The organism is Xanthomonas bromi, assembly GCF_900092025.1.
Taxonomy (GTDB): Bacteria; Pseudomonadota; Gammaproteobacteria; order Xanthomonadales; family Xanthomonadaceae; genus Xanthomonas; species Xanthomonas bromi.
Genome location: NZ_FLTX01000023.1, coordinates 111,902 through 130,581 on the forward strand (window position 1 = coordinate 111,902; position 18,680 = coordinate 130,581).

The window sequence follows — 18,680 nt, forward strand, 5'->3', positions numbered from 1 at the left end:
CTTCGGCACCACGACGCCAGGATGCCAATCTGTCCGCCGTCTGTCGTTAATGCCGGACCATGATGGAACGTTGAGCCGCCATCAGCATCGACTCCATCGCGGGAGCAAGATAACGGATCTACTTTGCAACTGTGCGCGGAAGCGAACATCGCAAGCGATCCACGATGGCTGCCGTTGACGGAATAGACTGCGCAACGGCCAAGCAGGCAGGCCATTGATACAGCACTTTGCCAGCCAGCCTTGCATCCGGTTCCTGCCTGTGTCGCCACACTGTTGCCTCGCGACGCGTGGGGATGCGCTGCGCGTGCTTGCTGCAGAGCGATCTTCGGGGCCACGAGACAGTCACCCAGCACCGCCTCTTCGAGCGCATTACGGGGGATGGGCGGCTGCTACAGCGTGCCGCCGTAATCCTGCGACAGCTGCTGTGGATTCCGCAAGAGCAAGCGACAGCCAAACGTGGCACGCGAGCAAAGCGTTCTAGGTTCGCTCACCCATGCCTAAGCGATGGCGTTGCGCAGCGCTTCCCCCATCGAAGCTTGCCGACGCCACCAACGGCAGTGCTAACAAGCCCGGCCCGATACCTGAAGGCGGCGTTCGTTCCGAAGCGCACAGCTGTCCCAGTGCGCTTGAAGAATTCTTCAACGGACTAAAAGTTCTTTGATGGTCGCTTCAAACGATGCAACCCAACCGACGTTCGCTGACGCTTGAGATGCGCTAGTCGCTCGCTCAGGGCGCCGACCTTGCCAACGCCATCGCGTTGGCTGCTCACGCGCAACGCCAGAGGTGGCGTGGGCCCGGCTGCTTTCATCACCGCCCCTGACGGTGGGCTGATTAGTGACCGGCCGGCGGCCAGTATTCGGGAATCTATGCGCTGGCAATCCGCGCATAGCGGCGGCGTGACATTGGCGCACCAACAGCCGCTGTCACGTGGCCGTTAAACGCTATCGCTGGCGCGCGATGGGCAAAGCGCGGCGGCTGCGATGGCCAGCAACCGCTTCACAGCCAAGCGCCTCGCCGTCAGCCGCAATACACCGCAGTGATGTTGTTGTTCGGGCCAGTTTCGATGCTCAGGTGATCGCCGCCACTTTCGCTGGCGCCCTGCGCCGGGTCTGCCAGGCCGCTGGCGGTAGTGCCGCCGCTGGCGCGTTCACCACGCCGCACGCTGACCTGCAGGCTGTCGCTATCGACGCGCGCACGCTCCACCGTTTGCGCGGCCGCGGCCAGACCCACGATGCCGCGGACCTTTTCGATATGGCACTGGCCGGAAATCGCGCCATCGATGGGTTGCACCTGCGCCACTTGGTTGGAGGCACAGGCCGATAGCAACAACACCGCAGCGAGCGGGGCAAGGGTGCGGATCATCGGAGATCTCCAGCGGAAGAATGGCGCAAGCGTGAAGAACCCGTTGTTGGTATGGCATGAAGGCCGCCTGCGGGGGCGCTGCACCCGCTATGACGTGTTCTGCGCGGTGCTGTAGTTGCTCAAGAGCGGTTGCCAGTGGCGGATGTTGCCGGAGGCGTTCCCCAAATGGCGCACGGTGCATGCGTACTTCCGGATCTGGAGCGAAGTGGACGCCGATGGGGTGAGCCTGCTGGAGCGGGCATTAAAAAAATCAGGTTGGCGCGGCCCGCGAGAAACGGGGGCGCAGCGCATGCAGCATGGATCAGCAGGCGTGGCACCGGCGGCGCTGCAGGCATTGGCCGGCCAGCAACGCGCATTGGCCAACCGGCAGGCGACGCTGGCCCGCAAGCAAATCGCCGCGCAGGCGCGCGCGACAGGCGAGGCGCTGCAGGTGCTGCGCGATGCGTTGAAGAGCGGGCTGGCCACGCAGGTTGTCGGCCAATCGCACTGAGCCCAACTCACCGCTGCAGGGCGCCAATGCCGCCGTGCTCGCCGATACTGTGCGGCAGGCAGACGGCGAGCAGGCGATGACGTACCGGGTTGTGGTGTTGGGCGGTTTCGGGCATTTCGGTGCGCGCATCGTGCGGGCGCTGGCGGTCACCCCGCAGATGCACGTGATTGCGGCCGGCCGTCATCCCTCTGAGGTCGCCGTGCACTGGCCGGACGCCGCACCGGGCCGTATTTCGACGTGCCGGCTGGATCGCGATGCCGCCGATTTCACGACCCGGCTGGCGGCCACCGGCGCCAATGCGGTGGTGCACACGGCCGGCCCATTCCAGGGGCAGGCCTATGCGGTCGGCCTTAGCTGCCTGCAGGCCGGCATGCATTACATCGATCTGGCCGATGGCCGCGCCTGCGCGTCAGGCACAGCGCGTCGCCATCAGCGGCGCCAGCACCTTGCCGGCGCTCTCCAGCGCGGTGATCGACGCGCTGTTGCCGCGCTTTTCTGCCTTGCACGAAATCCGCATGGTGATCGCGCCTGCGCAGGGCACGCCGCTGGGGCTGGCCACCGTGCGTGCGGTGCTCTCGTATTGCGGCACGCCGTTTACGTGCTGGAGCGAGGGCCGTTGGCAGACCGTGGTGGGCTGGGCAGCGCCGCAGCGTGTGCCGTTCGCACAGTTGGCGCCGCGGCTGGCATCGCCCTGCGATGTGCCCGACCACGACCTGCTGCCGCAGCGTTATCCCGGCGTGCGGACGGTGCAGTTTCGCGCCGCGCTGGAAGTGCCCTTCCTGCAACGTTGCATGGCGGCCATCGCCTGGTTGCGCCAGCACGGCGTGCCGCTGCCGATGGCGCGGCTGGCCGCGGTCCTTGCGCACGCCGGGCGCTGGTTCGACCGCTTCGGCACCGACCTTGGCGGCATGCGCGTGGAGTTGGCCGGCGAACACGATGGCCAGCCGCTCACCGTGCGCTGGGATCTCACCGCGGCGATGCTGCACGGACCGGAGATCCCCTGTTTCGCCGCGATCCTGCTGGTGCGCAAACTTGCGACAGGGCAGGTGATGCCGAGCGGCGCGCACGCCTGCATGGGGCTGCTGACCCTGGCCGAGTTCGAACAGGAATTTGCTGCCTGGCAGATGCGGACAGCAGTGGTGGAAGCGCGCCCGTAAGTGCTACCGCGGGTTGCACAGCTCACTCCACTCCCAAATCTCCATTCCCAAATCCCCGGCATCACACCTCGCGCACCGTTCGAAACGCGTCCATATCCGCAAACGTGCAAAAATGAAAACGCGGGATCGTGATCGGGCCTGCGGCCGCCAGCCGCTTGAGCCAGTCGCCCACTGCAGCGCGGTAGGCGGCCTGTTCTGCCCTATCGAGCGTTTCGCACAGGTAGGCCAACGAGATATGAAACTGGAAATTGACGTAGTCCGGGCGTTGCAGGCGGGTCAGCGTCATCAACCCCTGGCGCGCGGCTTCCAGGCGCTGTGCGGTCTGTGCATCGGCAGGGCGCAGCGGGATGAGCAGATTGTCGTTGTTGCCGGTCTTTGCCGCAGCCGGATTCACCACAAAGCTGCACGCACCCAGCGGCGCCGCAGTGCGTTGGGTCAGCCGCGCAAGAAAATCGGCATTGATCTCGCTCAACGCCACATCGCGCGTCAGATCGCTTGGCCATGGCCCGCCGGCGCGGTCGATCTCGTTGACCCCGCCCAGCAGGGTCACGTGATAACTGCTGGGCGGCAGCAGCGCAAATTTGTTCGCGAAGCGCTTCTCGGGCAGTTCGCGGTAGATGTCCAATACGCGGTCGAAGCTGTCGTAGCCGTCGCCCTGTTGTTCAAGATGACCAACGAAGGTATTGCCGGCAAATGCCATCGGCCGCCGCGAGCGCAAAAACTTGCTGCCCACATCCGGCGGCGGTGTATTGGCCAACGCAGGCAGGCCGCTGGTCAGCAGCGCGGCGCTGGCGGTAGCGGCCATCAGATGGCGGCGGCTGATGCGGGTGTCCAGAAACGACGACATGGGAAAATCCTCAGAGTTTGACGTTGATGCCGAGCATCACGGTGGGGGCCATCTTCCAGGCCGATTGCACGTATTCCTGGTGGCGGCCGATGCGGTACTCGTAGCCCTGGCCGGCCAGGTTGAGCACATCCAGGCTCACTGCCATTGCCGGCGAGACGTCCCAGGCCAGTTTAAGATCGAGACGGTCCAGCGGTTGCTGGTCGCGGTTGCGATAGAACTCCTGCTGGCTGCTGTAGTTGGGGTAGCGGTCGTCCCACAGCTCGCCGGTGCGGCTCCAGGCCAGCGTGCTGCGCAGCGGCCCGCGGGCGTAATTCAGGGTCAGGTTCCACAACTGCCTGGGTTGCTGCGGCAGTACGTCCAGCGTGGTGCGGGTGCCATCGCCGAGCACCACCGGGTAGTCCACGTGCAGGAACGTCACATTGGCCCCGACCGACAGCCCGGCAAGCGCGGGCAGCCACGGGCCGAGTTCCTTGATCGCGCCGAGTTCGGCGCCGCGCATGCGCACCGGGCGGTCGGTGTTGCGCGGCTGGGTGACCAGCACCGGCTGGCCGTCGATGTCCTGCAGCTGGCCGTAGCGGAAGATCTCGTTGTCGATGGTCTTGTGGAACAGGGCGATCGACAGCAGGCTGCCGCCGTCGTCGAAGGTCCAGTCGTGGCCAAGGTCCAGATTCTGCGAGCGGCGTGGTTGCAGGTCCGGGTTGCCCTGGTTGAGCGTCGGCGGGGTGCTGCCCAGCGTGAGCACGCCGCCGTTGAGCGCCATCTGGTCCAGCCGCGGCCGCCCGATCGAGCGCGAGGCGCCAACGCGCAAGGTGCCGTTGGCGCTGGTCTGCCACTGGCCGGATAGCGACGGCAGCCAGTTGCGGTAGGTCCGTTGCGCCCCGAGCGCGGTCCACACGTTACCGCTCAGCTGCTGACCGGTGCTGCCGAAGCGCGTCTGTTCCAGGCGCACGCCACCGGCCAGGCGCCAGCCTTCGCCGCGCCACTGTGCCTGGGCGAAGCCGGCGCGTACCTGCTCGTCGACGGCGTAACTGCCGCTGTTCTGCGCGGTGGTGTCCACCACTGCGCGCGCCTGGCCGGCAACCGCATCCCAGCGGGCATCGGCCAGCGCCGGGGCGATGGTCAGCATCGGCGTGGTGCCGCCCACCAGTGCGCAGGTCGGGCTGCCCAGTACATCGGCCAGCGAATACGGCAACCCGCTCCAGGTGGTGCGCTGGAACGCGGTCTGCATGTGCGTGCGCACCTGACGCAGGCCCCAGGCCAAGCCCAGTCCCTGGCTGTCTTCGTCCATGTTGCGCCGCAGTTCCAGTTGCAGGTCGCTGACCCGCTCGGCGTGGGTCGTGCGTTCCTGCTGGTGGTTGAGGTTGGCGTACCGGGTTGGGTCGTCGGCCAGGGCCGGATTCACCGGCGTGAAGGCGGCCAGTTCGCCGCTCCAGTCGAAGCCGTACGCCAAGCGGTTTTGCTGGAAGCGATCCCAGGTCTGCGGGTTGTCCACCGTGGCCCGCGAGGCGCTTGCGCGCAGCGCGGCGCGCCACTGTGCCGGCAGCTCGGCCAGCAGTTCGCCGTTGATGCCGGACGGGCCGCGCTTCCAGCGTAACTGCCCCAACTCGACGAGCTGGTTGAGGTTGTCCAGCGTGCCGCTTTCCGGGCCGGTGCGGGTCAGGCGCGCGCTGTTCTGCACCTGCGCGGCCTGGGTATCGCGGTCGTAGGCTTCGCGCTGGCGGAATGCATATCCGGATACATGGCCGCTGAGCGGGCCGTCCGGCTGCCAATCCACGCGCGCGGTCAGGCCGCGGCGCTCGCGGGTATTGTCGTAGTTGTACCAGCGCCGTTCGCTGGGCACCGCGTCGCCCACGCCGCCATAGGGCACCTGCGCGCGCGCGCCGTCGGCGTTGTACCAGTTCAGGGCGCCGCCGTTTTCCTGCTGCGGCACCGAGATCTCACGGCGCCAGAAGCTGGCCGCCCCCAGGAATGCAAATTCGCCGTCACGCCCGAAGCGCCTGCCCCATTTGAGCTCGCCTTCGCCCACCGGCGTGCGGCCGCCATAGCGGCTCCCCATCAGGTTGGCGCCGCCCTTGGCCGAGGCGGTCAGCAGGCCGTCCGGGCGACCGAAGCCGGTGGCGGTGACCAGGTTGGTGACCCCGCCGATCGCGCCGCCGTCGTTTTCCGGCAGCAGCGACTTCACCACATCGATGCGGTCGACGAAGTTCGCCGGTAGCACATCCATCAAGGCCTGGCGGCTGCCGATGTCGTTGCTTGCGAATGCAAAGCCGTCGATCAGCATGCTGTTGTAGTTGTAGTTGCCGTTGAGGCCGCGCACGGTCACGTAGCGCGGTTCGCCCTGGTACTCCACGGTGCTCACGCCGGTGACGCGGCGCAGCGCATCGCCGACGTTGAAATCCGGCAGCTGCCCGATGCTGTCGGAGGCAACCGAATCCACGATGGTGGGCGCGGCCTGCTTGGTGGCGATGGCACGGGTGTTCTGTGACTGGAACGAGGTCCGCACCTGCACCGCATCCAGGGTGTGCGCGTTGTCCGGGGCTGGTGCGTCAGCATCGACCGGCGTCTCGGCCGCGCTGGCCGGCCCGGGAAGCCAGCCGGTCAAGACCAGCGACAACGCATGCCGGGGCTGCGGGCAAGACGGTGGGCTGCAATGGAGGCGGGAATGAGGCCGCAATGGGCGCATGGCACGATCCGACGTCGGACGGCTCCGAGGCGGGCCGCAGGCGGATTAAATTAAGCTTGTTAATTAAAGTGATTATGACAACGACAGAACTTTCGCCGCTATTCTTCGCAAATGCGGCCATCCGTTCGCGCTACCGTCGCCGCAGCGACGGCCACGCCGCCGGTCCCAGCGAGCGCCTGCTGCTGAATCTGATTCGCCGTGCCGGGCAGATCGAACGTGCGGACCTGCCGCGCGCCAGCGGGCTCAGCGTGCCCGGCACCAAGGGCATCATCGACCCGCTGGTGGCCCATGGCCTGCTGCAGCTAGGGCCGTCGCTGCGGCGTGGCCGCGGCCAGCCCAGCGCGCAGGTGAGTCTGGTGCCCGGTTATGCCTACAGCATCGGGGTGTCGTTGATGGTCGATGGCATTGCCGTGGTGTTGATCGACTTCGCCGGGCAGGTCTGTGGCCAACGCGAGCACACCGCTTTCCCTTTGACCCTGGCGGTGGTGCGCGCGCACCTGCCCGCGCTGGTAGAGGTGGTGCTGCAGGGCGCAGGCGTGGACCGGCAGCGCGTGTTTGGCGTCGGTCTGAGCATGACCGGGCCGCGGATCGGCGACGGCACCCGGGTCAATCCGCCGCTGTCGCTGGCAGCGGAATGGATGCAGGTCGAGTTGGACCGGTTGGTCGCCGACTGCCTGCAGCTGCCGGTCTGGATGGACAACGATGCCCACTGCGCCGCCTTGGCCGAAGCGGTGTACGGGGTGGGCCGGCAATCGCCGGATCTTGTCTATCTGTACATCGCCGACGGCTTTGCCGCAGGCGTGATCGCGGCGGGCAGCGTGCGCCGCGGCGCGCATGCGAATGCGGGCGAACTTGGCCGCATTTCCGCCATCACCGGCATGCCGCGACCCACCCTGGAAAGCCTGCGTCAGGCGCTGGTCGCCGACGGCCATGTATTGCCGGACCTGCACGCCATGCTGCGGCACTACGATGCGGCATGGCCACAGATTGAGGCCTGGTTGGATGCGGTCCAACCCACCGTGACCCTGGCGGTGGCCGCCATCATCGCGTTGATCGACCCGCCGACGATCGTCTTCGGCGCACGCCTGCCTGCCGATCTGGCGCAGCGGTTGATCGCCCGCATCGCCTTCGAATCGGCGCCGCGGCGTGGCGTCGCATCGCCATATCCGTCCCTGCTGGTGGGGCAGGTGCACGCACAGGCCACGGTGCTGGGCGCAGCCATGCTGCCGTTCAAGGAAACCCTGTTCTAGCGCAGGCGATGCCACACGCCAGCAAGGCCGCCGGCGTTGCACGTGCGGCATCGTTTCGCATTGCGGTAGCAGATTTCGCCCTGGTCGGGAATTGTCATATGGCATTGGGTCTACTGGCCGCCACCAGTGCTCCGGAGCGCATCATGCGTATTGGTCCTTCGCAACTGTCCGTCCCGCCCGCCGCCACCTTGGCAACGCCCACGCACGCCACTCCAAGCGCGCCGATGAACGTGCCGCACCTGCCCGGCGGCAACCAGCCACCCGGAACGCGCCCGCGTCGCCGTGCCGCCACGTTGCCGCCTCTGGTGCCGTTGCCCGACAGCGCGATGACCGGCAAGCAGGCGCTGGTGGCGCTCGACGGAGAATTCTCCGAGCAGCGCCTGGCCGAGGTGCAGGCCAGACAGGTCACCGTGCAAGCCGCGCAAAGCACGCTTTCCAAGCATCTCGCGCAGGCGGGCACGGCGCGGAAAAGGGATAGCATCGCGGAACGCTTTGCCGCCGGAACATTGCAGCCCGTCTACCTGGATAGCGCCGCGTTCGCCGCCATGGCGCGTGGCCTACCTGGTCGCGCACGCGCAGCGGCAAGCCCGGTGCTGGTCGATGCGGAACACGGCCGCATCATCTTCGATCTGAAACGCGCGTTTGCGCCTGGCGACACCTTCAGTGATGCAGCGCTCACGGCGCTCAGCAAGGTGCTGGATCTGCCCGGCCAAGGGCTGAACAATCCCGACTGGCTGGTGCCCGCGCCGCCGTCGCGGGCGGCGCGCCGGAAAACCGTGCAGATCCCGCAGTATCGGGGACATCAGATCCCCACCCAAGATGGCGGCGCCGGGTTTTACAAGCCCGACGATCATCGTCTGCTTGAAGGCAAGAACAAGGAAGTACAGGAACACCTCAAGACGATCGTGCACGAGAACTATCTGCGTGCCGACAGCACGAAGGCGATCGGCAAGGACGTCATGGTCCATCGAGGGTTGTACGACCTTCGCCATGGCATTCCGGAAAATTCGCTCTCTGCAATCGATAACGCGTATGCGCAGGGCTACCGCACCCTGGAACTGGACGTCGGGGTGAGCGCGGACGGCGTGCCGATGCTGTTCCACGACTTCACCGTGGGCCGAACGCTGGACCATCCAGATAACCGCCTGATGGCCGACATGCCGTACGCCGAACTGCGCGATCAACCCCTCGTGATTCGTAATCCCGTGGATGGCAATTTCGTCAAGACCGATCAACGCCTCGTCAGCATCGATCAGGTGCTGCGGCATGTGATGGGGACCAAACCCGGCATGTCGATCGTGCTGGACTGCAAGGAGCACATGCCCGAGGACGTCGCCCTGATGCTGCTGAGTCAACCGCAGATGCTTCCGTTCACGGCCATCAAGGTGTATTCGAGCGCCTACAAGGGCGGATTCGATCAACTGTTTTCAAATTTGTGCAAGCGCCTGCAGATCAACCCGCTGCATTCCAGCGACGAACCGCGGCGTCGCAAGCTCAGGAACGATCTCAGCAAGATCAAGGTCGTGCCGATCCTGGCGCAGCCCCACATTGAAAACCCGCAGATGCGCAGCGCCTTCCCCGGCGACGACAGCGTCAGCGGCTTGGCCGATACCGCAACCGGCTGGATGCAAAGCTGGAATGGCATGCATCCGGTGATCGCAGAGGCCATGGTTGCCCACCCGGATAGCAAAGCCGGCAAGGCCATGCAGGAAACCAACGCACGCCTGCAGCAGCCGGGTTCGGGCTATGAGGACGCCGCGTTCAGTGCCGCCTACCGGTTCGAGGACTTTTCGGTGGCGAAGTCCGATGGAGAGCGTCAATACTTCACCTGGGGGATATTCGGCGAGATCAATCCGGTGGCCGAAGACGGATTCGAGCCGAAACGCGGGACCGCTGGGGCATTTCGCGATCAGGGCGACAGCGTGCTCACCGATGAGCCTAACGAAGAGGTGCTGGCACTGCGCGAAAACCGCACGCTGCCACGCGGGCACACCGGTGTGGAGGTGAACACTCCACCCGGAACGGTCATCGACACGCAGCGCGATGCCGCGCTTGCCACCTTGCGTCGCCAGGAGTTCACCGCGAGGCAGCAGCAGTCGTTGGACAAACCGAGCATCGATGCAGTGCGCGAAGGGGCGCGCCTAGATCGCGGTGCTGCTGCGCAGCTGAGGCCGGAAGCACGCGCGGCCATCGACAAGCGTGCTGAAACGCTCGGCTTACTCACCGAACACTATCGCGGCGCGCCCGTGAGCCATTACCTCAACGAGCAGGCCAAGAACGCCGAGCCGGATGAATGACGGCGGCGCAATGATTCGTTGCTGACAGGCGCCGTCCTGTTGCCGGATCTTCGCTTGGGCAGCATAACCGGAGGGAGAAGGCGGCGCTGGTGGCGACGGAGACGGCTCCATCAACGCTCAGCTGTCGGTGTAACGCATTCTCGTTCTTGTCGGGTCCAGCACCGCAGCGAAGCGCTCCGGCGCGGACGTGCATCGCACTGCCGATGCGCGTGCGTCTGCGGTCCAGTGGACCGCAGACGCTCAGGCAGTCGCCGCCGCACTCCATGTCTGCCGATGTGCATGCCCTTACACGAGGAGCGTGGCGTTCGCCGCGGCGCCGACTGCCGGCCTGCCCCTTTGCATCCTGCCGCGCTACGGCGCTTCCAGCACCGCAACTACCTCTCGGTCCTGCGCTTCCACCGCCACCAGCCGCTGCATCAGCAGCGACAGCGTCACCACATCCTGGTGGTTGTGGTCGGCCACGCGGCGCAGGTTGCGCGCGCTGCCGCCGCGCAGATAGCTCAACCATGCCGCCGGCGCTTCGGAGCCGGGCAGGTCGTCTTCGCGGACTACGCGCAGCAGTTGCCGTTCGATGGTGGACAGCTTGCAGTTCTCCCAGGTGCCGCGATACCGGCGGCGTGTGGGGAACAGCAGGTCGACATGGTCCAGCGCAGAAATCGGGTCGCCGCGGCGCGCCAGCCGGTAGCGCGTCTTCAACAGTGGCGCGTCGTAGCAGCGGCCGTTGTAGCTGGACAACACCGTGCGCGGCGACAGCCAGCTGCGGAACAGATCGAGCATGGCGCTTTCGGCCGCCATCGTGGACATCATCAACTGACGCACGCGCAGGCCGCTGCCTTGCACGGCATCGACGTGCCAATCGGCCACCCCGATCATGAAGGCGCGCGTGCCGGTACCGCCGGCAAGGCCGGTGGTTTCGGTGTCGAAGAACAGCAGGTCCAGCGGATCGACCGCATCCTCGCGTTTGGCGAAGGCCAGCGAGAGCGCTTCGCCGGGAATCGGCTGCGGCAGGAACGCTTCGATCAACTGCAGGCCCGGTGCGATCTCGTTGCCAGGGAGATAACGGTCGGTGGATGGCGCGCGCAGCGGCGCGTGCGCCGACACCGCGCGCTCGCGCAGGCCGATCATCTTGCGCAAACCGGCGATCTCGGTGCGTCGCTGCGCCGCCGGTGCCGGCGACATCGATGCCGCCGAGGGTGCCGTTGTGCTACGCGCTGTTGGCCAACGGCTTGCGATCTCCGCATCCACGGCGACGATTGCATCGGCATCGGTATCGACATCTGACGGCACCGCCGGTCTGTGGCGCACATCGTGCTCTACCCACGCAAATACCGATGTGTCGCGCGCAGGCGGTGCAGCGGAGGGCGACGGCAAGGTGCGGCGCGTCAGCGTCGGGGCGGCGGCCTGTGCGCGTACATCGTGCGAGCGGCCGGTCACGCCACCATCGCGTGCAGGCGCTGTAGCGCGCGCAGGTGCGCGTGCAGCAGGTGACACGGCGCTGGACACCGCTGCCCGCTGCGCACGCGTCGGCAGCGCTGCATCGTCCTTGCGCGCTGCAGGCGTCAACCCGCCAACCTGACGGCGGAGCAGGCGCAGACGTTCCGCGCTGACGCCGGAGGCGCTTCCAGGTGCAGGCGTTGCCCGGTCCTGCGTTGGCGGCGTCGCCGCCGGCGGGGCGATGTCGGTAGCCATGTGCGCACCGCTTGCATGCGTACCGCCTGAGATAGCGCCAACCGCCGTTGTCTCAACGGCTGCTCGCTTGAGCAATGCCGGCTGCGTCTGTGGCGCAGACGGCTTGGTCGCGCGCGCGCTCGCCCATGCCGGCGCCACATCGTTCACGTCGCTCTGCGTGATCGTCGGCGTAGCGACGCGCAAGGTTTCAACACGGTGCGCCGCATCCGCCAGACGTGGCTCATTCGACAACGGCAAGGCCGGCGCACACGCGGGCACATCGGCCGCAGCAGACGTTGCTGCCGCTGGCGCCATCGGCGAAGACGATGTGCCCGGCCTGGCTGCATCAACAGCTGTTTGCGGTATCTCACGCACAAGCGCGGGATCGGCACCTTTCGCACGCGCCGCTGCTGCACCTTGCAGTGCATCGCTGTCAGCAACCACTGCGGGCGCAGGCACATCCGCATGCCCGGCCTGCCGCCGCAGCAAGCGCAGACGGTCCGCACTCACACTCATGCAAGTACGTCCAGCGCCAGATCGTCGTCCACCTGGGTGGCATGGCGTAGCGGTGCATCGGCATCGAACAACAGCGCCAGCACCGTCAGCGCCAATGACTTCGGCGATTCGCCCTTGCCCTCCTCGTGCGCGGCCAGCACCGGGCCCACGCAGGCCGGACAGCCCGCACTGCAATCGCAACGCCGCACCAACTCGTCCGCGCGCTGCAGCAGTTCGGCCTGACGCAGCCACAGCGGCTCGCTCAAGCCCACGCCGCCGGGAAAGTTGTCGTACAGATACACCGTGGGTACGAAGGCCTGCTGCAATTCCACCGCGCCTTGTTCGCCTTCTTCCACGCCGCGCAATTGCCCGCGCCCGGTCTGGTCGGCCACCGCGAACCACGCGCCATCGCCATTGCCGACCGCTTTTTGCAGGTCGCGTGCATCGGCCATCACCGCCACCGTGGCCACCACGTGGAGCGCATACGCCGCGCCCAAAAAGCCATCCAGCGCATCCTGCTTGGACGCGAACGCCTTGCCCAAGGTGGCCTGCGGCAACTGCCACCACACCGCGGTGGTGTGCAGCTCCTGGTCGGGCAGATTCACCGGCCCGTAGCCGATGTTTTCATGCGTGTAGTAGCGGATCTTCTTGTAGCCGGAGACACGCCGCACCACATGCACCTCGCCATGGTGCGAGTCGCCGCGCCCGGCCACGCCGCCATCGAAGCGGTCCAGCACTTTCAGCTTGGTGTAGTCGATGCTGTCGGTGTAGTAGTCCACATGCGTGCGCGTCACGTACGCCTTGCGACCTTCCCAATCCAGTCGCTCCACTTGATACGGCGTGCTTTGCACCATGTGGATGGCGCCTTCGTACAAGGTGAGCGCGGCGGCCGAATAATCCACCTCGGCGATGATCTGCTGCTTGCCGTCGCTCTTGTCCACCACCACGAAGTTGCCATCGGCCACCGAGCGCAGGCTCACCGCATTGGCCGGGTAGCTATCGGCGATCCATTCCCAGCGATCGCCTTCCTGATGGATCACTTCGCTTTCGGCCAATGCCTCCAGAAACACCAGCGGGTCGATCGGCCCGAACGATTCGTCGGCAATGAACGGCAATTCGAACGCCGCGCAGCGGATGTGGTCGAACAGGATCAGCGGTTGATCGGGCGCAATGCGTGCGTGCTCGGGCGAGGCATCGGCAAAGAAATCCGGGTGCCGCACCACGTATTGGTCCAGCGGCTGCGAACTGGCCACCAGCACGCCCAGCGCCGGTTGCTGGCGCCGCCCGGCGCGGCCGAAGCGCTGCCAGGTGGCCGCCACGCTACCGGGGTAGCCATTGAGGATCACCACGTCCAGCGCGCCGATATCCACGCCCAGTTCCAGCGCAGAGGTGGACACGATGCCGTCGATAGTGCCCGCGCGCATCGCGCGCTCTACCTCGCGCCGCTCGGTGGGCAGGTAGCCGCCACGGTAGGCACGAATCCGCGCCGGCTTGCGCGGGTCGTGGTCGAAGATGTCTTTGAGGTATTTGGTCAGCACCTCCACCATCAGCCGCGTCTGCGCAAACACCAGCGTCTTCAGCCCGCTCTTGATGGCGATGCGCGCAATGCGGTTGCTCTGCGAACGCGCCGATGCGCGCAGGCCGAGATCGGCATTGACCACCGGCGGGTTCCACAACAGCACATGCTTGTCGCCGGTGGGCGCGCCGGATTCGGTGATGGCATGCACCTGTTCTTCGATCAAGGCCTGCGCGTGCGCATGCGGGTTGCCGATGGTGGCCGAGCACAGGATGAACTGCGGGTTGGCGCCGTAGAAGGCGCAGATGCGCTTGAGCCGGCGCAGCACGTTGGTGACGTGGCTGCCGAACACGCCGCGATAGGTATGGATCTCGTCGATCACCACATAGCGCAGGTTCTCGAAGAACTGCGCCCACTTGGTGTGATGCGGCAGGATCGCCTGATGCAGCATGTCCGGGTTGCTCACCACGATGTCGCCATGCAGGCGGATCGCCTGGCGCGCATCGCCGGGCGTGTCGCCGTCGAAGGTGAAGGCCTTCACCCCCAGCTCGCCGGCGCGGTTCAACTCCAGCAGCTCGGCCACCTGATCCTGCGCCAGCGCCTTGGTGGGGAACAGGTACAGCGCCTTGGCGCCGGCGGTCATCGCCGCGCTCACCACCGGCAGCGTGTAGCACAGCGATTTGCCCGACGCGGTAGGCGTCACGATCGCCACATGCTCGCCGCGCTGGGTCGCCGCCCACGCTTGTGCCTGGTGGCTGTAGAGCTGGCTGATGCCGCGCGCATGTAGCGCATCGGCCAGCGCGCTGGGCACATCATCGGGGATCGGCGCGTAGCGGCCCTCGCGCCTGGGCAGGGTGAAGCTGCCGGTGATGCGGTCGTGGTAGCGCCGTTCCAGGCGTTCGGTGAGCAACGCACCATCGCGGCTGGGCCGGCCATCGGTGGTGGCCAGTGCGCGTTCGGCGGTTTCGGTGCGGGGAGCGAGGGCAAACGGAGGCATGCGGCAAGGGCTCCCAAAGAGGGAGATCAAACGAAAAGGAGGTCTCAGGGTATGAGACCGGCGCCCCCGCGCCCAGCCTGCCTCACTGAGCGGATTCAGCAAGCCGGGTATCCTTGCTGCCCCCACAGCGTCACAGCTGCCTTGCACGCTGTGGGATCCCCCACATCGAAGAACCGCCGTGCCCGTGTCTGCCAACGTCACTGCTCCGCATTACAAATCCCTCTCCGCTCGCCGCGCCGATATTGCGGTACATGCCGCCGGTCTGTTCCTGGCCATCGTCGGCGGCGCCTGGATGGTGTGGCGCGCCCACGCCAACCAGACCATGCTGCTGGCCACCTGCATCTATGCGCTGGGGCTGCTGGTGATGTTCGCCTGTTCGGCCGCCTACAACTTCGCCCCGCCGCAGCGCCAACCGATGCTGCGCAAGTTCGACCACGCCGGCATCTTCGTCATGATCGCCGGCTCCTACACACCGTTTTTCCTGGTCGCGCTGGACGGCACCTGGCGCTGGACGATGATTGTCGGCGTCTGGTGCGTGGCCTTGTTCGGCGTGTTCGCCAAGTTGTGCCTGCCCGGCATCGCCAAGGGCTTCTGGGTGGCGATCTATCTGTTGCTTGGCTGGGCGGGCATTGTGGTGATCAACCAGATGATCGCCGGGCTGGACAGCGCGGTGCTCTGGCTCATCGCCGCTGGCGGCGCGTTCTACACTGTGGGCGTGGCGTTCTACGTGCGCAAATCCCTGGTGTACAACCGCGCCATCTGGCACGCCCACGTGCTGGGCGGCGCGTTGTCGCATTGGTACGCCATCTGGCTGTGCCTGCGGCCGTTGGGTGAGGTGTAGGGTTGCAGCCAAGTGCGGCTGCGCCGTGCAGCGGACTTGACTGCGCCATCTCCGCCACGCAAGGTGCAGGCTCCAAGGAGCAACACAGGTGCGGCGATGCGCAGTCTCGGCACATCCTGCACGCCAACAGGACAGCCCTATGAAATTCGCCAGCATCGCGCTGACCGCACTCACTGCAGTGGTAGTCGGTCGCTGCACAAACGTGCCGCCGCCAACGCCACCTGAGCACGCACCCTCATCCATCGTGCCCACAGCGAAAGCGCGTACCGGCAGCGACAGCCCCGCAGCTCACAATGCGCCGCAGCCACCGGTTGCACGCATAACGCAGACGCATGCCGACATCGCGCCGTATCTCTGCCAGCCCGGCGCAGACGCTTGCGTTGCCGGCGGCCCGTTGCTGGCTAGCACGCAGGCAGAAGCGCACTGGCTGATCGCCCATGGCTACCCATCGCCTGCCGAGCACGCGCGCCTGGTCAGGATGGATCTGGCGCAGCTGCAGGCCGCATCGCAGGCGGGCAACCAGAGCGCGACAGTGCTCTATGGCACCAAGACCGCGCTCAGTGGTCGCTTCTACAGTGGCATAGCGATATTGCGCAAAGCCGCCACCACCGGAAACCTCTACGCCTACTACGGACTGTCCGAGGCCTACAACGGCGATACACCGCAACAGAACCTGGCCGACAGCGCAGCGTATCTGCGGCTTGCCTATCTGCTCGGCGATCGCAAGGCATCGGCCGCGATTGCCGAAAGAGGCCTGAGCGACGCCGAAAACCTTGCCGCCGACGAACGTGCTGCCGTGCTGTACCAGACCTTCGCCAACTCCCCGCTCCCGACTCCGCGGCCATTTGAATGATGCGTGGTGGTGAGTGAGAGACTCCTGCGTTCGTCACAAATGCAGGGCGGCGCACATCGCATGCGCTACCAGCAAATGATTCGGTAGCACGCCAGGGCGAGAGCTGCAGTCGTGCAAGCGACCCACAGCATGCAAGCATCTCCGGCGCGCAGGCCCGCAGCAGTGCAGGCCTGCCAGACACTATGAGGCATCGCTACCAGCGGATGCTTTTGCTGCGAACAACCGCTCACCGATCGCATGCGCTGCGTCGAAGTGCGATTGCGGAAAGCCCGCATCCGGCACCGTCAGCAGCTCCGAGGTACGCACCGGTGCGCCGCAGAAGTCGAAGATGCCGTGGTTGATCTGCGTCTTCATCGCACCGAAGTAGCCGTGCCGCGCGTAGGTGCGCTCGTCCGCACCGCCAATCGCAAGCATGTGTATGTCCAGGTGCTGCAGTTGCTTCACGATCTTGCCGTCGGCGCTTTCACCGAACGCCCAGCCCAGCGTAAACACCCGATCGATCCAGCCCTTGAGCAGCGCCGGAAACGACCACCAGTAGATCGGAAACACCAGCACCAACGCATCGGCGCGATCCAGCCGCACGTGTTCGGCCGCCACATCCGGCGGCGGTGCAGCCTGCTGCTGGAACAACGCAATGTCGGCCTGGGTGAAGCGCGGGTCGAAGCCCTCCTGCGCCAGGTCGGCGACCTCAACCGTATGCGATGAATCCGACGCCACGATGGCATCGCGTACCTGCGCGGCCACTGCGTGCGTGTGCGAGCGCGGTTCCGGGTGCGCAACAACAATCAAGGCATGCATTACCTGGGTCTCCAATCGAAAGAGCGCCATAGCGTACCTGCGCCCGCTGACTGTCGTACACGCGCGTCATGCGGACTGAGCTGCTGCGAAGGTGGGTATCGCTTGGGCGTTAGCCGAATGCCTCATCTGGCGTGGTAAGCCCTAGGAGAATGTGAGTCGGGCAACGTCGGTACGCATGCAAACGCGACAACATCGGCAAGCCTTACTGCTGTTCCAGCTCGCACAAATGCCAACGCCCCGAACAAGCCGGGGCGTTGGCGATCATCCGCTGCTCGCATTGCATCCCCGCGTGCGATGGCACGCGACGCATGGTGAGCTAGCGTTTTACAGTGCGGCAGGTATCCGCCCACCGGTCATGCTGTCGACTTACTTGGTCGATTTGACAGCGTCGCGCACGTCGTCGGCGACTTCGCCGGCCTTGCGCTGCACCTTGCCGATATTCTTTTCGGCGGCGCCTTCCAGCTCGGTGCTCTTGTCGCCGGTGACACGGCCGATGGTTTCCTTGACCGAGCCCTTGACCTGCTTGGCGGCGCCTTCGATACGGTTCTTATCCATGGGACGTTTCTCGTAGTGTGAGTGAGTCGGCCAGTCTGTGCGTGCCGGTGTGAGCATGATGTGCGTTTGGCGCCGGATGCCCCAGTTGCGAATGCAGTCGATGCGTTGGTGCGCTCGCGCCACCGGATCCTGTCACTCCTCGCGCATGGCCGGTTCGGCGCTGCGATCGGCAAAGCCGGGTTCGTGCGCTCACACGATGGCTTGGCCACGGCGGTGTACATCGATCGTGGCGGACAGCATGGCCGTGATTGCGCACCGTCATCTGAGCCATGGACACTTTGCCGCGCATGCGATGCGTCACCAACCCGCGTTGCTGCGTCGACAGATCCGCCGTGCCGCCAAGGGTCGGGCCGAGCTGGATGAAACGCGTGGCATTGCACGCTGCGCTGGATGTGGACGACCGGCCGCAACGCCGCGACCGCCACCTCAGCTCAGCGCTGTTGTTGCTTCACATACGCCTGCACATCGTCCAATGTCACGCTGCCGCTGTGGCTGCGGTCGATCTGTTCGAAATGCGTTGCCACAAAGCCCAGTCCCTGGGCCTGCGCCTGCTGCTTGGTGATGGCATTGCGGTGCGACAGCGCGCCGTTGGCACCGAGCGTACTGCTGATGCGCTGCTGGGCCTGGTCCTCCAGCGTGTCGCCAAGACTGTCTGCTGCTGCTTCAGGCTCGGTCGTGGTCTGCGACTTGGGCAGGAAGGGTCCATCGATACCGGCATGGCGTGCAGTGTTGCTGACGGTGGAGACGCGTTGCATGGGGAGCGACTGCGCACCGACTGCGGTGGCCGCCAGCACGAGCGAGGCCACGGCAGCCGGAAGTAAGGAGAAGAAACGCATCAGGAGGTCCTCGCAAAGGATGGGCGCGCGCACGC

General features: G+C 66.0%; 12 protein-coding genes and 2 pseudogenes. 6 read left to right on the top strand and 8 right to left on the bottom strand.

Features of this window, described 5'->3' with window-relative positions:
* Positions 1-1,017 precede the first annotated feature (1,017 nt).
* Positions 1,018-1,362: a hypothetical protein gene (locus XBLMG947_RS08175; RefSeq protein ID WP_065467600.1), complete on the bottom strand. Its 345-nt coding sequence runs from the start codon at positions 1,360-1,362 to the stop codon at positions 1,018-1,020.
* 31 nt (positions 1,363-1,393) lie between these two features.
* Between XBLMG947_RS08175 and XBLMG947_RS08180 the strand changes: the two are divergent.
* Together XBLMG947_RS08180 and XBLMG947_RS08185 are read left to right on the top strand one after the other, a co-directional pair.
* Positions 1,394-1,658 (top strand): annotated as a pseudogene (locus tag XBLMG947_RS08180) (transposase); the annotation flags it as partial.
* A gap of 270 nt (positions 1,659-1,928) precedes the next feature.
* A pseudogene (locus tag XBLMG947_RS08185) lies at positions 1,929-3,009 on the top strand (saccharopine dehydrogenase family protein).
* A gap of 61 nt (positions 3,010-3,070) precedes the next feature.
* Here XBLMG947_RS08185 and XBLMG947_RS08190 read toward each other — a convergent pair.
* On the bottom strand, positions 3,071-3,856 hold the full coding sequence (locus XBLMG947_RS08190; protein WP_065467602.1) for a DUF1868 domain-containing protein: 786 nt from the start codon (positions 3,854-3,856) through the stop codon (positions 3,071-3,073).
* A gap of 10 nt (positions 3,857-3,866) precedes the next feature.
* Positions 3,867-6,539 (bottom strand): TonB-dependent receptor, encoded by a 2,673-nt coding sequence (locus XBLMG947_RS08195; RefSeq protein WP_245228134.1) that lies wholly within the window; start codon positions 6,537-6,539, stop codon positions 3,867-3,869.
* A 74-nt stretch (positions 6,540-6,613) separates the two neighbouring features.
* Between XBLMG947_RS08195 and XBLMG947_RS08200 the strand changes: the two genes are divergently transcribed.
* Both XBLMG947_RS08200 and avrBs2 read left to right on the top strand, forming a co-directional pair.
* Positions 6,614-7,789: an ROK family protein gene (locus XBLMG947_RS08200; protein ID WP_065467606.1), complete on the top strand. Its 1,176-nt coding sequence runs from the start codon at positions 6,614-6,616 to the stop codon at positions 7,787-7,789.
* Between the two features lie 98 nt (positions 7,790-7,887).
* Positions 7,888-10,086 (top strand): type III secretion system effector avirulence protein AvrBs2, encoded by a 2,199-nt coding sequence (gene avrBs2 / locus XBLMG947_RS08205; RefSeq protein WP_065467688.1) that lies wholly within the window; start codon positions 7,888-7,890, stop codon positions 10,084-10,086.
* A 351-nt stretch (positions 10,087-10,437) separates the two neighbouring features.
* Here the strand turns inward: avrBs2 and XBLMG947_RS08210 are convergent, their stop codons facing one another.
* On the bottom strand, positions 10,438-12,270 hold the full coding sequence (locus tag XBLMG947_RS08210; protein ID WP_065467608.1) for a ribonuclease H-like domain-containing protein: 1,833 nt from the start codon (positions 12,268-12,270) through the stop codon (positions 10,438-10,440).
* Complete coding sequence (locus XBLMG947_RS08215) at positions 12,267-14,762, bottom strand: DEAD/DEAH box helicase (protein WP_065467610.1); 2,496 nt, start codon at positions 14,760-14,762, stop codon at positions 12,267-12,269. The genes XBLMG947_RS08210 and XBLMG947_RS08215 overlap by 4 nt, the downstream gene beginning before the upstream one ends.
* Positions 14,763-14,940: 178 nt before the next feature.
* On the opposite strand from XBLMG947_RS08215, the gene trhA reads away from it, so the two are divergent.
* Both trhA and XBLMG947_RS08225 read left to right on the top strand, forming a co-directional pair.
* On the top strand, positions 14,941-15,603 hold the full coding sequence (trhA, locus tag XBLMG947_RS08220) for a PAQR family membrane homeostasis protein TrhA (protein ID WP_065467612.1): 663 nt from the start codon (positions 14,941-14,943) through the stop codon (positions 15,601-15,603).
* 139 nt (positions 15,604-15,742) lie between these two features.
* Complete coding sequence (locus tag XBLMG947_RS08225) at positions 15,743-16,456, top strand: hypothetical protein (protein WP_065467614.1); 714 nt, start codon at positions 15,743-15,745, stop codon at positions 16,454-16,456.
* Positions 16,457-16,636: 180 nt separating this feature from the next.
* On the opposite strand, the gene XBLMG947_RS08230 is transcribed toward XBLMG947_RS08225, so the two are convergent.
* The 3 genes from XBLMG947_RS08230 to XBLMG947_RS08240 all read right to left on the bottom strand — a co-directional run bounded on the left by XBLMG947_RS08230 (position 16,637) and on the right by XBLMG947_RS08240 (position 18,645).
* Positions 16,637-17,254, bottom strand: a complete 618-nt coding sequence (locus tag XBLMG947_RS08230) for an NAD(P)H-dependent oxidoreductase (RefSeq protein ID WP_065467616.1) — start codon at positions 17,252-17,254, stop codon at positions 16,637-16,639.
* 366 nt (positions 17,255-17,620) lie between these two features.
* Positions 17,621-17,809 (bottom strand): CsbD family protein, encoded by a 189-nt coding sequence (locus XBLMG947_RS08235; RefSeq protein WP_065467618.1) that lies wholly within the window; start codon positions 17,807-17,809, stop codon positions 17,621-17,623.
* Between the two features lie 431 nt (positions 17,810-18,240).
* The gene (locus tag XBLMG947_RS08240) at positions 18,241-18,645 is read right to left on the bottom strand and encodes a hypothetical protein (RefSeq protein ID WP_065467690.1); all 405 of its coding nucleotides are present in this window, start codon (positions 18,643-18,645) and stop codon (positions 18,241-18,243) included.
* Between the last annotated feature and the right edge of the window lie 35 nt (positions 18,646-18,680).